The following is a 15654-nucleotide window of genomic DNA, read 5'->3' as shown; positions in this document are numbered from 1 at the left end:
AATAATCCCCTTAAATACCTACAAAAAACTAGAAAATTTGTTTAAACTCAAATCCGTTTTCACTTAATTTGCTAGCAACTACTTCTTGATGGTCTTTACCCTTTGTTTCAAGCGTGATAATGATACTAGCATCACCATACTCAAGCTCGGTAGAAAATCTATCATAGTCTATTTTTACTATATTTGCATTAGCCTCCTTGAGCGTATCAGTAAGACTAAGCAAAGAACCCGGCTTATCTATCAATGTTACTTGTATTATCATTTTTCTTGCTGATTTTATAAGACCTTTTTCTATGATAATAGAAAGCATTTGAACATCTATATTTCCGCCACTTAAAACAACACCTATTTTAGTGCCTTTTTTATGCTTTATCTTTCCGTGTATTAATGCTGCAACACCGGAAGCACCAGCACCCTCAACTACTATCTTTTGAGTTTCAAGTAAGAAAAGTATAGCTGTAGCTATCTCCTCATCATCAACCTGAACAAACTCATCCACACACTCTATTAAATTTGGTAATGTCTTCTCACTAGCATCTCTTACAGCTATACCATCGGCTATAGTTCTAACAGATTTTGAGTTTATAACTTTTTTTGCTTTATAGCTATCGTGCATAGCCGGGGCACCTTTTGCACCAACACAAATAACTTTTATATCTGGATTTACCTGCTTGACACAACTAGAAATCCCACTAGCAAGTCCACCGCCGCCAACTGGTATAACAACCATATCTAAATCAGCAATTTCATCAAGCATTTCAAGACCTATGGTGCCTTGTCCAGCCATAACATACTCATCATTAAAAGGATGAATAAAGCTCATATGATGCTTTTTTGCGTATTTTGTAGCAAACTCATATGCCTCATCAAAGTTATTGCCACTTAAAATAACTTCTGCTCCAAGACTTTTTGTTCCTGCTATCTTTAATAAAGGTGTAGATTCTGGCATTATTATTACAGCTTTTGCATTAAATTCTCTAGCGCTTATAGCGACACCTTGAGCATGATTTCCGGCACTTGCTGCAACAACACCTCTTTTTCTCTCTTCTTCGCTTAAATTTGATATTTTATTGTAAGCACCTCTTATCTTGTAAGCACCTGTTCTTTGTAAATTTTCCTCTTTTAAAAAGATAGTCGCATCACAAAGTGCACTTAATTTTGGCGAATATGCAAATGGGGTTTTATCTACAAACCCAGCTATCATTCTTTTTGCTTGTATTATTTTATTCAGCAAAACCATCTTTAAGCCTCATATGTTCTATTTTTATACATCTATTTTGAACAAAATTTATATTATTTTGGAGTGCCTTTTCTTTTGCCTTATCGTTTATGATATCAAGTTGAAGCCAAAGTGTTTTCGCTCCTTTTTGTATCACCTCATCAACCAAAGTCTCAGCGAATTCAGCCTTTCTAAACATAACAACTATATCTATATTATCTTGTATTTTATTCAAACTTCTATAAACTTTTTCGCCTAAAATTTCATCCATTTTAGGGTAAATAGGATAAATTTTAAAGCCTTGTTTTTGAAGATAACTAGCTACCATATTACTATCTTTATTTTCATCTGGACTAAGTCCAACTATGGCTATGTTTTTAGCTTCGTTTATAAACTCAAACATTTTTTCTCTCCTTCAATAAAACACCACATTCAATATGATGAGTATTTGCAAACTGGTCAAAAATCGCAAATCTCTCAACTGTATGTGTTTTACATAATTCTTGCAAATTCAAAAACAATGTATCTGGATTACAGGATACATATATTATATTTTCATAATTTTTTATAAAATTTATAACACTCATTTCAAGTCCTGCACGGGGCGGGTCAACAAAAATATGTGTAAAATTATAATCAAACAAATCAACATCTTTTAGTCTAAAAAACTCCCGCTCTTTTGCAAAAGCTTGCATTAACTCATCAGCACTTAGCCTTACAAATTTTATATTATTCGCACCATTTAATTCGCAATTTTTAATAGCATTTGTAATAGAACTTTTATTTATCTCAGTTGCTAATACCTTATTAAAAGCAAAGCTTATAGGTATCGTAAAATTACCATGACCGCAATAAAGCTCAAGCAAATCATCGGCATTGTCAACACAAGACAAAGCCCATTGTATCATCTTTTGATTAACTTGTTTGTTTGGTTGAACAAATGCATTTTCACTAAAAGTAAATTTATACTCTTTATTATTTATAATAAGTTTTTCTACCAAACTAATATCTTGGTTTGATATCTTTTTGCCTTTTGAACGAGCTATCACAAACACATCAAGGCTTTTTTGCAAATCATCAATAACATTTTTAAAATCATCATCTAGCTTTTTATGGTATAGAAGTGTTAAAAGCAACTTAGAATTTACATCTAAAAACTCAACTCCAAAAAGTCGCTCTTTTAAATGAGTATTGTTTCTTAAAATATTAAGTAGTTTTGGCATAATATCAAAAATAGGCTTGCTTACCTTTGGACATTCATCTATAAAAATTTTAGATTTATTGGTAGAGTTCATAGTGTAATTTATATCATCTTGACTATGCCATATACCAAACTCTGACCTGATTCTATAATGTTTATCATTAGAACCAAAAAACTCAAAAACACCATCAAAAAACTGATTAAATTTTGAGCCTATTAGCTCTTTTTTAAACTCTATTTGCTCACTATATGGTATAAAAAGGCTACAACTTCCACACTCTTTTAAATACTTACAATCCAAACTATAATTCCACCTTTTTTCCAACGAATCTAACCAGAGACCAAGTCGCAATCAAACCAAGCACTAAAGAAACCCATACACTAATACCCAAAGCAACCGGTATATAACCAATAACAATTGCAATAATTCCGACACTTACAGCATAAACAATTTGAGTAGAAACATGATCTATGTGAGAACAACCAGCACCCATTGATGACAAAATAGTAGTATCTGATATAGGAGAGCAATGATCACCAAAGATAGCCCCGGTCAAAACAGCAGATATGCTTATTATTGTATAAGAATAAAGCTCTTGCCCTTCAAGCCCAGAAGAGATACCAACAGCATTTGCCAAAGGTATCGCAAGAGGCATCAAAATGCCCATTGTTCCATAACTTGTGCCTGTTGAAAAAGATATAAAAGAACCGAGTATAAAAATAGCTGTTGGAAGTATAAACTTAGGTGTTGTATCACTTAACAATTCAACCAAATATTTAGAAGTGCCAAGCTCTTTTATAGTTGAGCTTAAGCTCCAAGCTAAAAGCAAAATAACTATCGTTATAATCATAGTTTTCCAGCCCTTAACCCATGTCTCAATAGCCTCTTTAATGCCAAAAATTTTACGCCAAACACCCATAAAAATAGCAACTATACTTGCAAACAAAGCTGATTGAAAAAGTGCCACAGAAGCATCTGCTGCGCCAAATGTCTCTCTAAAAGTATTAAAAGAAAAAGGATTTTCTTGTGCTGATTTTAAAACTTCGCCCTCCAAAGCACCAAGACCACTAAAATAAAAACTCACAAAAGCACCAATAATAAGAACCATTATAGGCACGATAGCATTTGAGCTTTGAAGTTTAATTCCATCTTTTGCTTCTAGCGTTTTATCTTCAACATCATTTATATTTATTTTGCCGTAATGTATTTCGCCATTTCTCGCACGGCGTTCAGCTGTAAGCATAGGGCCATACTCTCTAGCCATAAAAGCTGTACAAATTATAAAAAACAACATAAAGATATTGTAAAATCTATAAGGTATGGTTTCTATAAAAACGCCATAAGAATTAATCTCTTTTACGCCTATAAGATTATAACCATCTTTAATCAAAGAAATTTCAAGCCCAACCCAAGTTGATATAATGGCTATACCGGCTATCGGTGCAGCAGTTGCATCTATAATAAAAGCTAATTTTTCTCTACTAACTTTAAATTTATCAGTTATAGGTCTCATAATAGGGCCAACTATCAAGGCATTTGCATAATCATCAAAAAATATTAAAATTCCCATAAACCAAGTTGAGATTTGAGCAGAAATTCCTGTTTTTGCCTTTTTGCTAAGCCAAAGCGCAAGAGCCTTTGTTCCACCCATTTTTGTAACAAGCGCAACAACTCCACCTATACACAAAACTTGTAGCATTATACCAGCATTCCAGCTATCGGCCATAGAAGCAACTATACGAGCTACAATATCGGAAAAGCCCTTTATTAATGCAAGAAAAATATTTTCATTTATTATGTTTATAAGAAATGTTCCACTAAATACACCTATAAAAAGTGACAAAATAACATCTTTTGTTATAAAAGCTAAAACTATAGCTATTAAAGGTGGCAAAAGTGTCCAAATACCAAAAATTTCTGCATTTTTATCTGGGTCCGCGAATGCAAAAACAGAAAAAGCCAGCAAAGGCAACAAAAACTTAAATCTCATCTAAACCCCTTATATAAATATCAATCTCTCTCAAAATAAAATCCAGCCCAAGTCTGAGTTGTAGCCATAACCTCCAAAGTGTTTATATTGACACTTGCTGGCATATTGATACAATTTGAAACTATCAGCGATATATCATCGGCTGTTATAAATTTCGTATTTTCATAAACAGCATCAGCCTTTGCTTTATCTCCTCTAAATCTAACTTCGCTAAACTCGGTCTTACACAACCCTGGAGCTATCTCAGTAACCCTTATATTAAGACCTTTTAAATCATTTCTAAGGTTAAAACTAAATTGCTTTACAAAAGATTTTGTAGCACCATAAACATTGCCGCCAGCATAAGGCCAAGTCCCAGCAACAGAACCAAGATTAAAGATATAACCGCTTTTTCTATTTTTCATTATAGGCAAAACAGCCTTTGTTGCATAGATAAGACCTTTGATATTTGTATCAATCATAACCTCAAAATCATCGATACTAGCATCAATTACAGCCTCTTGTCCAAGTGCTAAACCAGCATTATTTACTAAAATTTCTATATCCTTAAACTCATCTGGTAAATTTTTTATAGCATCAAAAACAGAGTCTTTATCTCTTATATCACAAGGCACGATATGAACATTATTAAGTTCACTTGCAAGTTTCTCAAGGCGTTCTTTACGTCTTCCAAGCGCTATTATCTTATATCCTTCTTTATTTAATCTTCTAGCTATAGCTTCTCCAAAACCTGAAGTAGCACCAGTAATAAAAGCTGTATTTTTCATATTTACACCACACCCCTTGAATTTATCAATAACCTTCTGACATAACACCTAATGATTTTAAAAACTCAATATTTTCTACATTGGAAGTCATTTTAGCATAATCCATAGCATTAAAACCAAGCTCATCTATATCATTTATAATAGCACCATTATCTACCAAAATACGCAATATTTCAGGATTTGAATTTGCTGAAGCGTGCATAAAAAGAGTTCTTTTTGTATGCTCTAACGCACACATATTTATATAAAACGGTAAAGAGCTACCAAGCCCTAGCGTAGCTGTTTTGGTGTTTTGGTCTATATAGGTATCATTTACATCTGCACCATTTTTTATAAGCAATTTTACCAAAGATGGATTTTTTAGTTCAACCGCATAGAAAATAGGACTTTTGCCAAAAGAATTTTTATGATTTACATCTACACCATTATTTATTAAAAACTCAACATTATGCAAATTATTTAATGCGAAAAATATAGCGCTCTCATCGCCTGATTCTAAATTCACCCCACGTTTAATGATTTCATTTAAAACTTCAGTCCCTTTATTATATAAAAGTGCTGTATTTAAAATTTGATTTAGTTCAAAAACCTCCCAATTTTTAGAATACAAAATAGACATAATTTGCGAAATATCAACTCGTTCACTTAAAAGCTTTTGTTCTTTTGAAATATCTATATTAACATCTGATAAATTAATGTAACTGCCAACAGAATAATTTAAAAACTCACTTAAAACAGCGGTTGCAAAATATGCAGCTTCCATTGTTTCAAAACCCTTGTCTTCATAAAATTTCACAAGTGGAGTTTGAGCTTGATTAAAAATATTCCAAAATTCTTTAAATTTATAAAAATTATAAAATGCTTGATGAGCCCAATACCTAAAATAACCCCTTTGTTTTTCTCTTATAATATCTGCACTTTCTATATTTGGCAATGTTTTTGCATAAGCATATGGAGAAAAAGAGGCTTTTAGGATAGTAAATTTAAATTTATTAAGTTTTTCAAAATATTCATTTGAACCAACACAATTAATGTTATCGCCTCTTATTTGCTTACTTACTTTTAAGAGATTTTGAATATCTTTTAAATTAAAAATTGAACCATCACATTCAAATAAAGAATCGTTAAAATTTGAAAAAGTACTTGGATTGGTTTTAAAAAAACTGTTTGAATTATTTTTTAAATCAGCACAAGTTGTATCAGCAAAAAGCCAAACTCGAACAATCAAAAACATAGTAAAAAGTAACTTTTTCAAAATAATCTCCTTATGCGAAGTATCTATTTTAACAAATTTAAACGATGAAATCGCTTAGCTGGTCAAAATTTAGATACCTATAAACATCTTTTTCTTTGCCATTTATTTTTTTATTTACGATTTGAAAATACTCATCTTTATTTGGAATTTTTCCCAAAATAGCACAAACGGCAGCTAATTCAGCACTTCCAAGATAAACTTTTGCTCCCATACCCATTCTATTATCAAAATTTCTAGTAGATGTTGAAAAGACAACAGCGCCATCGGCAACTCTTGCTTGATTTCCCATACAAAGCGAACAACCAGGAACTTCTATCCTAGCACCACTTGCACCAAATATAGAGTAATACCCCTCCTCTGTGAGTTTATCCTTATCCATCTTAGTAGGTGGAACAACCCAAAGCCTTGTAGGAATTTGACCCATATCTTTTAAAATTTCACCAAGAGCTCTATAATGACCTATATTTGTCATACAACTTCCAACAAAAACCTCATCTATATTTTTTGGTCTTTTTTCATCGGCCAAAACTTCGCTCAAAGTAGCAACATCATCAGGGTCGTTTGGACAAGCAACAATAGGCTCTTTTAATTCATCTAAATTTATATCAATCACGCATTCATATTTTGCGTCATCATCGGCTTTTAAAAGCTCAGGATTATCAAGCCACTCTTTCATTTTTTGCTTGCGACGCATTAAAGTATCTTTATCTTGATAACCTGATTTTATCATAGATTCAATAAGCGCTATATTTGATGATATATATTCCATCACTGGCTCTTTATCAAGTGCTACAACACAAGCCGCCGCACTTCTTTCAGCAGAAGCATCGCTAAGCTCAAATGCTTGTTCTACCTTTAATTTATTAAGTCCCTCTATCTCTATAATCTTACCCGCAAAGATATTTTTTTTATTTTTTTTCTCAACCGTAAGCAACCCTTGTTTTATAGCATAATAAGGTATTGCATTTACCAAATCCCTTAAAGTTATACCATCTTGAAGAGTTCCAGAAAAACGAACCAAAACACTTTTTGGCATATTAAGTGGCATTATTCCCAAAACAGAAGCAAAAGCAACAAGACCGCTACCAGCAGGAAAACTTATACCTATCGGAAAACGAGTATGACTATCGCCACCTGTTCCAACGGTATCAGGAAGAACCATTCTGTTTAACCAAGAGTGTATAACACCATCACCTGGCTTTAAGCTAACACCACCTCTTGAACTTATAAAAGATGGTAGAGTTTTATGCAAGATAGCATCGCTAGGTTTTGGATATGCAGCTGTGTGACAAAAACTTTGCAAAACAAAATCAGCCCCAAAGCTCAAGCTAGCAAGCTCTTTTATCTCATCTCTTGTCATAGGACCGGTAGTATCCTGAGAACCCACAGTCAAGACAGTTGGCTCACAATACTCCCCAGCTCTAACACCTCTAACACCACAAGCTTTACCAACCATCTTTTGTGCCAATGTATAGCCGGTATCATCTTGTTTGTCGTTTTTTATTTTGATAAAAATATCGCTTTCTTCTTCTATGCCAAGCACTTTTCTTGATTTTTCAAAGAGACTTTTTCCTATCATAAGAGTAGTTCGTCCACCTGCCCTAAACTCATCAATAATACTTACAGGATCAAGCGAAAACTCACTAACAACACTATCATTTTTTAAAATTTTACCTTCATAAGGAAGTATTTCTATCACATCGCCAGTATTTAATTTATCAACATTTGCAACAATAGGCAAAGCACCGCTATCTTCTGCTGTGTTAAAAAATATAGGCGCAATGCTAGACCCTATAACAATACCGCCTGTTTTTTTATTTGGAATGCCATTTATATTTTTACCAAAATGCCATTGAATAGAGTTAATACCGCTTTTTCTACTACTTCCGGTTCCAACAACATCTCCAACATAAACTATAGGTAAATTTAGCTCTTTAAGCTTGGATATTTGTTCTAAAAAATCAGGAACCTTTTTAACAAGCATAGCATTTGCATGCAATGGTATGTCAGAACGAGTAAATGCTTCACTTGCTGGGCTTAAATCATCTGTATTTGTCTCGCCATCAACCTTAAAAACAACAGCTTTTATACTATCTTGCAATTTTTCTTTTGACAAAAACCACTCGGCATTTGCCCAAGATTTTAAAACTTCAAGGGCGTATTTATTTGTCTTACTCAAACTTACTATCTCATCAAAATATCCGTGGACAAAAATAGTATGCTTTAGCTCATCACAAGCCAATTTTGCAAGCTTTTCATCGTTATTTAAAAGAGTTGCTATAAGCACAACAACATTGTATCCCCCAAGCATAGCACCTAGCATTTTAACAGCTTTTTCTTTATCTATACAGGCTATTTTTAGGTCGTGATTTAAAATTTCATTTAAAAACTCGGCTTTTATCTTTGATGTGATATCAACACCTGGCAAAACTCTATTTTCGAGCAAAAATAATAAATCTTGAGATTTTTCGTGATTTTGTTTTAGCAAAGATATAACATCATTTATCTGTTTTTCATCAAGCGGCAAAGGGTCTATACCTAACAACTCGCGTTCGTGTTTGTGCTTATTATAATCATAAAAAAAACTCATTTTAAGCCTCTTTTTATTTAAATTTATTATTATTTAACCATAATATCAAATTTATAATAAATTTAAGGGAAAAATGGACGAAATTTATATCAAAACTCCTATTGGTATTTTAAAAATTATAGCCGACAAACAAGCTGTGCATGAGATAAATTTTGTAAAACATTACAAGGATACACAAAGCAAAAATGATGTTTTAAACCTTTGTGCTAATGAAATTTATAGATATTTTAAAGGGGATTTAAAAGCTTTTACAACACCTATATTTTTAAAAGGTACTGATTTTAAGATACAAGTATACAATGAAATAGAAAAAATACCATACGGCATGACCGCAACTTACAAGCAAATAGCAGAAAATATAGGGCATAAGAACGCATTTCGTGCTGTTGGAAATGCAAATGCAACAAATAAAATACCAATAATAATACCCTGCCACAGAGTTGTTAGTACAAATGGACTTGGTGGATATTCTGGTGGAGATGGAGTAAAAACAAAAGAATTTTTACTCAATTTTGAACAAAAATATAGATAAAATTCAATCAAAAAATAAGCCTTTAAAACAAAAAAATGCAAATTTGTTTTAAAGGCTAAGTTTGATCGCACTTTAAAAGCACGACCAAGAACTCTACTTGCTTAGAACTTTTTTAATAAATTCAGACATATCAGAAACGATCTCTTCTATCGTTCTTTCGCCATTTATAACATGTAATAAATTTTTATTCTTATAAAAATCTCTTATTGCAGTAATTGGCTCTAGATATACCTTCATTCTATTGTTAAACACTTCATTGTTATCATCAGCTCCCCTAGCACGGCCAAGAACACGCTCTCTAGCCACATCTTCACTTACATCTACTTCTATAACGCTTTTTAAAACTATCTCGTTTTGAGCAGCTAAAACCTTATCAAGCTCATTCATTTGCTCTACACTTCTTGGGTAGCCATCAATGATTATATTTTTCTTATCAGAACCTTTTATAGCTGATATGATAGCATTTACAACAACATCTAATGGAACTAAATTTCCTTTTGATATAAAGCCATCTATTGTCTTACCAAGCTCACTACCACTTGCAACTTCTGCACGAAGCAGATCACCTGTTGAAAAATGCGCAAAAGATTCATCATTTTTTGCAATCAAATCAGCGTCAGTTGTCTTACCACTACCAGGTGCACCAATAATTAAAAATAAACTTTTCATAACTTCTTCCTTAAATATTATTTTTCTTTTTCTCTTAAACGAAGTCCAAGCTCTCTCATTTGTTCGTTACTAGGTGCGCTAGGTGCTTTTGTTAAAGGACATTGGGCACGTTGTGTTTTTGGGAAAGCTATGACATCACGAATACTTGTTGATTTTGTAGCAAGCATTATAAGTCTATCAAAACCTATAGCTATACCACCGTGTGGTGGCGCTCCAAAACTAAGTGCATCTAGTAAAAATCCAAATTTTTCTCTTTGCTCTTCTTCTTCAATTCCAAGCAGTTTAAATACTTTTTGTTGAACATCATTTTTATGTATTCTCACACTACCACCACCAAGCTCAAAGCCATTTAAAACAACATCGTGGGCTACAGAAAGTATATCTTCAAGATCTTCTTCGTCTATATTTTTTGGCATTGTGAATGGATGATGCATTGCTGAATACGAGCCATCATCATTTTGTTCAAACATAGGAAAATCAAGAACCCATAAAAACTCCATCTTATCTTGATCTATGATACCCATTTGCTCTGCCAAGAAAATTCTAAATCTACCCATATAATCAAGCACAGTTTTCTTACGTCCAGCACCAAAAAATACAACATCACCGACTTTTAAATCACATCTTGAAATAATTTCATTTAGATCTTCATCACTAAAGAATTTACAAAGTGGTCCTTTAAGTCCTTCTTCTTTCATTTGGAAATATCCAAGGCCTTGTGCTCCAAATTTTCTAACAAACTCTTCAAATCTATTCATCTCTCTTTTGCTGAAAATATTATCACCATTTGGAACTTTAAGTGCTTTTATGCGATTTTTCTTAGGATTTTTTGCGATTTGGCTAAAAATTTCATTTGTAGATCTTTCAAATATATCAATAACATCAACCATAGCCAAATCATAACGCAAATCAGGCTTGTCTGAGCCATATTTTTCAGTAGCTTCTTTGTAACTCATACGGCGGAAAGGCGTTTTAACATCATATCCACAAGCTTGGAAAATATCTTTTAACATCTCTTCTGCCATTTTTATAATATCTTCTTGTTCGCAAAAGCTCATTTCAATATCTATTTGAGTAAACTCAGGCTGTCTATCAGCTCTTAAATCCTCATCCCTAAAACACTTTGCTATCTGAAAATATTTATCAAAACCAGAACACATCAAAAGCTGTTTGAAAAGCTGAGGGCTTTGAGGAAGTGCATAAAATTGACCTGGATAAACACGACTAGGAACCAAATAATCCCTTGCACCTTCAGGTGTAGCACGAGTTAAAATCGGAGTTTCAAACTCAATAAAGCCCATTTTATCCAAAGAGTTTCTAGCAGCAATAGCAGCTTTTGAACGAAGCTTAAATATATTTTGCAAACGTTCATTTCTAAGGTCTAAAAATCTATATTTTAACCTTATATCCTCATTTACATTCTCATCGCCTATCATAAAAGGTAGTGCTTCACTTGGATTTTCTATCTCAAGCTCACTAACCACAACCTCTATTTCACCGGTTTTTAATTTAGGATTTACAAGTCCTTCGCCTCTTGCTCTTATCTTACCCTTTATCTTTAAAACATACTCATCACGAATCTTTGAAGCTATATCGTGAGATTCTTTACTATCTGCTGGATCGCAAACAAGTTGTATCAAACCTGTTCTGTCACGAAGATCTAAAAATATAACACCGCCATGATCTCTATAGGTATTAACCCAACCACAAAGAGTAACCTCTTTTCCAATATCATCTTTGTTAAGTTCGGCGCAATAATGACTTCTCATAAATTTTATAGTTGTCTTATGTTTGGAAATTTCAAACAGCAACTCTCCTTTCATTATTTTAAATATATCATTTTATTTAAATTTACTTTAAAAATCAAGTAAGAATTAAACTTAAGATGATAAAAACTTATTAGAAATTTATATTTTTTTTTGTAAAATCTTAACTTTAAATTTATATAAATATTTGGCTTAAAAATGACTTTTTTTTCAATTGAATTTGCATTAATTTTTATAATGTTTTTTGTAACTTATTGGATATTTTACAAAAACTATAAAATACAAAACTATATTATACTGTTTTTTAATTATATGCTAATTTTTTCATTTAGCCCATACTTTACTCTTATAGTGCTTTTGCATACTTGTTTTATATCCTATTTTGGGCTTTTTATAGCCTACCGAGAAAATAAAAATGCGCTTTTTTCAGGACTATTCGTTACTATACTATTTTTATGCTTTTTTAAATACTATGACTTTATTCACTCTGATTTTAAAACCCTATTGTTTTTATTAAAATTTGATTTTTTAGCAAAAAACCTAGATATCGCATTACCAATAGGTATATCATTTTATACATTTTCATCTATAACATATCTGGTTGGAATATACAAAAAAGAACAAGAAGTTGCTGAGTTTATACCACTTGCATGCTACTTATCATTTTTTGCAACACTATTAGCTGGTCCTATTGCAAAAAGTAATTTTATGATACCTCAATTTTGTAAAGCAAGAAAATTTGAGAATATAGACCTTATTATAACACTAGTTATATTAGGTATAACCAAAAAAGCTCTTATTGCAAACTACCTAAATATACAAGTAAGTGCTGTTTTTTCAGACCCGCATAGCTTTAATGCATTAGAAATTATAACAGCTGTATATTTATATGGAGCATGGTTATATTGTGATTTTAGCGGATATGTAGATATAGTAACAGCTATGGCTTTATCAATAGGTTTTTATCTTCCTATAAATTTCAATATGCCACATATTGCTGTAAATTTAAAAGATTTTTGGAAAAGGTGGCATATAAGCCTTTCAAATTTCATTAAAGAAAATATCTATATACCACTAGGTGGTAACAAAAATGGATTTTTGGAAACACAGATAAATCTAATAATAGCATTTGCTTTATCTGGAATTTGGCACGGGGTTGGAATAAATTTCTTGATATGGGGACTACTTCACGGATTTGGAATTATGTTTTTAAACATTTTGCAAAAAGCAAAAATAAACATATCAGAAAAACTACCCTTATTTTCAATGTGTATAACATATACATTTGTTAGTATAACTTGGATATTTTTTGACAGAAATGATTTTGATGAAGCATTTAATATCTTAAATTTGATGTTTAACAATGAAAACAAAATCATGCTAAATGATGTAATTTTGTTTGTAGCTTTATGTATATTGTTTTTAATCTATCCTTTTTTGAAGAATTTAAAAGATGTTATAAGTGGATTTTTAAGGGCGACTCCAACTATACTCAAACCATTTGTTTTAGCTATATTTTTTGTATTTATATTTGCTATAATGCCAGATGGTATACCTGATTTTATTTATTCGAGCTTTTAATGTTTAAGTTTTTATTTGTTTATATATTTTCTGTTTTGCTAATATGTTTTTTTATGCAAGACCCGCTTAGCATGTATTTAGAACAAAAATATAATAGCGACTTTGGGATAAAAAAACTAAAAGAGATAAAAATTGCAAACAAAGGCATAGAATTTTATGACTTTTTGAAATTTAAATTTGCAGGACAAGAAAAATATAAACCACAAGAAGAGTATATTCCTGAGCCAATTAAAATAACAAATATTATAAAACAAGAAATCACAAAAAATCAAAAACAAAAAAGCGACCAAAACAAAACTAAAATCGTAGTAAAAAAAGCAAAACAGATAAGATTAAAAGCTGGAGATGAAATTTTATTTATAGGTGATTCTATAATGCAAAATATTGCAATTGGTTCTAGAAAATTATTTGCAAAAAATGGAATAAAAATAATAGATATAAGCAAACACAGCACTGGCCTAGTGAATAAAAAATATTACAACTGGGAAGAAAAAACATCCATAGCTCTTGAAAATAACAATAAAATTAAGTTATTAATCGCATTATTTGGAGCAAATGACTCATGGGGACGAAGCATTCGTGGAAGATATAGAGAATTTAACACAAAAGAATGGAATGATTTTTATAAAAATAGAATATCAGAAATTTATCAAATAGCCAAAAAACATAATGTTGAGGTTTTATGGCTCGGTGTTCCTTGCATGAAAAAAGATGATTTTAATGAAAAAATGAACTCATTAAATGTTTTATTTTCAAATTTAAGCAAAAATTATAATGAAACCTACCTTGATGTAAAAAACATAATTTGTACCAATGAAATTTATACCACACATTTAAAAAATGATAACAATGAAACAGTAAAAATAAGAGCAAATGATGGTATTCATATAAGCATAGCAGGTGGAAGAATAATAGCTAAAACGATTTTCAGTAAGATCAAGATAGATGAAAATAGCTCTAAACAATAAATTTATATCGCTAATATTTTTACTATTTTTATATGGCTGCAGCACACCAAACACCCCTATAAAGCAACAAGATATACTTATAGATTTTGGTGATAAAAACATAAATAATATATCTAAAAAATATAAAAGCATGAATCAAAATACAAAATTTGCAATAAAATTTTTTGGCGATTCACATATAGCAACCGATGATTTAGCTAGTGCTTTTAGAAATACATTATTTAAAGAAAATAGTGTTGGATTTGGCTTACCGGCGCTACCAAAATATCATTTAAACAAACTACTAAAATACAAAATAAACAACTTTGAGATGATAAACTCGCAATTTGATGCATTTAATGATTATCCGCTTTGTGGAGTCGTTGCAAAATCAAGCACCAATCAAGCAAATATAAAGCTCATGCTAGATGAAAAATTAAATAACAAAATGATATTTGAAATTTTATACAAAAGTAAACAAAAAGGCGATGTGATAGAGATAAAAGACACAAAAAATACAAGCTTTAAGATACAAAATAGCGGAAACAATCGCTGGCAATCTAAAAAGTTCGAACTTATCTTTCCAATACAAATCACAGCATTAAAAAAAGATGTATTGATAGGTAGTTACAAAATTTATCAAAAAAATGGGGCAAAATTTGCAGATATTTGCGGTCTAAATGGAGCCCATATGAATTTATATCAAAAATGGAATAATGGGGCGTTTTTTAGAGATTTAAACTCTATTAGATACGATATTATCGTAGTTGCATATGGGACAAATGATTCATTTAACAATAATTTAAATGAAAATATTTTCTATAAAAATACAAAACAGCTTATAAACCTAATCAAAAAATCACAACCAAACACAACAATACTTATGTTGTCTCCGCCAACAGCACTAAAGCCAAAATTTAAAACTGTTCAAAAAATCATAAAAAAAGTAGCAAAAGAAGAGAAATTTCTTTTTTACGATATTGATTTATTTATGAAATTAACCGGTTCAAAAAGAAAATGGATAAAGCAAGGATTATCCAAAAAAGATGTTCATCTAACACAAAAAGGATATATAAAAGTAGGAAAAGAGATAGCAAGAGAGCTTAAAAAAATAATGACCAGATAACTAAAAGTCT

Annotated in this window: 13 protein-coding genes; 4 read left to right on the top strand and 9 right to left on the bottom strand. The window is 31.3% G+C overall.

Features of this window, described 5'->3' with window-relative positions; all coding sequences use genetic code 11:
• Positions 1-28: 28 nt before the first annotated feature.
• Genes ilvA through CPIN17260_RS00955 form a run of 7 tightly spaced genes read right to left on the bottom strand, consistent with a single transcriptional unit; the run spans position 29 to position 9023 of the window.
• A complete protein-coding gene (gene ilvA / locus CPIN17260_RS00985; protein WP_078405807.1) occupies positions 29-1240 on the bottom strand; it encodes a threonine ammonia-lyase in 1212 nt (403 codons plus the stop codon).
• On the bottom strand, positions 1224-1622 hold the full coding sequence (locus CPIN17260_RS00980) for a CoA-binding protein (RefSeq protein ID WP_078398238.1): 399 nt from the start codon (positions 1620-1622) through the stop codon (positions 1224-1226). Before CPIN17260_RS00980 ends, ilvA begins: the two co-directional genes overlap by 17 nt.
• Positions 1615-2721: a tRNA (uridine(54)-C5)-methyltransferase TrmA gene (trmA, locus tag CPIN17260_RS00975; protein ID WP_078440420.1), complete on the bottom strand. Its 1107-nt coding sequence runs from the start codon at positions 2719-2721 to the stop codon at positions 1615-1617. The genes CPIN17260_RS00980 and trmA overlap by 8 nt, the downstream gene beginning before the upstream one ends.
• A gap of 1 nt (position 2722) precedes the next feature.
• Positions 2723-4411, bottom strand: coding sequence for a Na+/H+ antiporter NhaC family protein (locus tag CPIN17260_RS00970; protein WP_078440419.1), 1689 nt, complete (start codon positions 4409-4411; stop codon positions 2723-2725).
• A 20-nt stretch (positions 4412-4431) separates the two neighbouring features.
• Entirely contained in the window at positions 4432-5178 is a 747-nt protein-coding gene (locus tag CPIN17260_RS00965) for an SDR family NAD(P)-dependent oxidoreductase (protein ID WP_069636389.1), read from the bottom strand.
• Between the two features lie 25 nt (positions 5179-5203).
• A complete protein-coding gene (locus CPIN17260_RS00960; protein ID WP_078440418.1) occupies positions 5204-6433 on the bottom strand; it encodes an ankyrin repeat domain-containing protein in 1230 nt (409 codons plus the stop codon).
• Between the two features lie 37 nt (positions 6434-6470).
• Positions 6471-9023, bottom strand: coding sequence for a bifunctional aconitate hydratase 2/2-methylisocitrate dehydratase (locus tag CPIN17260_RS00955; protein ID WP_078440417.1), 2553 nt, complete (start codon positions 9021-9023; stop codon positions 6471-6473).
• A gap of 73 nt (positions 9024-9096) precedes the next feature.
• On the opposite strand from CPIN17260_RS00955, the gene CPIN17260_RS00950 reads away from it, so the two are divergent.
• Positions 9097-9555, top strand: a complete 459-nt coding sequence (locus CPIN17260_RS00950; RefSeq protein ID WP_078440416.1) for a methylated-DNA--[protein]-cysteine S-methyltransferase — start codon at positions 9097-9099, stop codon at positions 9553-9555.
• Between the two features lie 93 nt (positions 9556-9648).
• Here the strand turns inward: CPIN17260_RS00950 and CPIN17260_RS00945 are convergent, their stop codons facing one another.
• Both CPIN17260_RS00945 and aspS read right to left on the bottom strand, forming a co-directional pair.
• On the bottom strand, positions 9649-10224 hold the full coding sequence (locus tag CPIN17260_RS00945; RefSeq protein ID WP_078387347.1) for an adenylate kinase: 576 nt from the start codon (positions 10222-10224) through the stop codon (positions 9649-9651).
• Between the two features lie 17 nt (positions 10225-10241).
• Positions 10242-11993 (bottom strand): aspartate--tRNA ligase, encoded by a 1752-nt coding sequence (aspS, locus tag CPIN17260_RS00940; protein WP_078440923.1) that lies wholly within the window; start codon positions 11991-11993, stop codon positions 10242-10244.
• A gap of 195 nt (positions 11994-12188) precedes the next feature.
• Here aspS and CPIN17260_RS00935 point away from each other — a divergent pair, with 195 nt between their 5' ends.
• Genes CPIN17260_RS00935 through CPIN17260_RS00925 form a run of 3 tightly spaced genes read left to right on the top strand, consistent with a single transcriptional unit; the run spans position 12189 to position 15644 of the window.
• Positions 12189-13571 carry an MBOAT family O-acyltransferase gene (locus CPIN17260_RS00935; RefSeq protein WP_069632640.1) on the top strand — a complete coding sequence of 461 codons (1383 nt, stop codon included), beginning with the start codon at positions 12189-12191 and terminating at the stop codon, positions 13569-13571.
• Positions 13572-13624: 53 nt separating this feature from the next.
• Positions 13625-14539 (top strand): SGNH/GDSL hydrolase family protein, encoded by a 915-nt coding sequence (locus CPIN17260_RS00930; protein ID WP_157887314.1) that lies wholly within the window; start codon positions 13625-13627, stop codon positions 14537-14539.
• Positions 14517-15644, top strand: coding sequence for a GDSL-type esterase/lipase family protein (locus tag CPIN17260_RS00925; protein WP_078440414.1), 1128 nt, complete (start codon positions 14517-14519; stop codon positions 15642-15644). Before CPIN17260_RS00930 ends, CPIN17260_RS00925 begins: the two co-directional genes overlap by 23 nt.
• Positions 15645-15654: the final 10 nt, after the last annotated feature.

This window comes from Campylobacter pinnipediorum subsp. pinnipediorum (assembly GCF_002021925.1).
GTDB classification, from domain to species: domain Bacteria; phylum Campylobacterota; class Campylobacteria; order Campylobacterales; family Campylobacteraceae; genus Campylobacter_A; species Campylobacter_A pinnipediorum.
The sequence above is the reverse complement of the archived record's forward strand: the minus strand, read 5'-3'. Positions and strand labels throughout refer to the sequence as shown.